We start from the raw sequence: 553 nt of genomic DNA, 5'->3' as shown, positions 1-553 counted from the left end.
AAGACTGACATTTTTAGATTAATTGTGTCTTTTTATAAAACTTTAATTGCAATGTGATGTTTGTCACATAAAATGCGCAACCACTGCAAAGGGGTGTCTATCGTCCCGAAATAATTCATGTGCAGATTGATACAGCAATGTCTGCACAGAACATAATTTATAAGGAACCTTGTCAGTGAAAATGTCAGTTCGTAAAAAGTTATATGCGAGCTTTGGTGCCATTTTGGCAACAATGTTGGTGATGATCGCGATTATTACGTTTGAAGTGATTAATTCACATAAAGTGGCACAAGAAGTCAGAACAGACGACGTCCCAGAGACCATTGGATACATGGCTTTGATCGATGAAGCTGGGGATATTTATCGAGATGCTGTCGGTATGATCATCAATACCAGTGGTGCACAACGTGAATATCAATCGAACAAGAAAGAGTTTGCCTCTGCGTTGGCTGATGTAAAACGTCTTGAAACCGCTGGTGGAGAAGACTATCGCAATATCTAAAAAATTGAGCAGCTTATGGCGAATTTTACGTCGAGCTTTGAGAGCCAAATT

General features: G+C 39.2%; 1 pseudogene. It reads left to right on the top strand.

The features are described from left to right. Nucleotides 1–181: 181 nt before the first annotated feature. A pseudogene (locus R7Z50_RS30085) lies at nt 182–499 on the top strand (methyl-accepting chemotaxis protein); the annotation flags it as partial. Nucleotides 500–553: the final 54 nt, after the last annotated feature.

The sequence above is a fragment of the Vibrio sp. 1249-1 genome (assembly GCF_033340495.1).
Note: the sequence above shows the minus strand (reverse complement) of the source record. Positions and strands in the feature narration are given on the sequence as shown.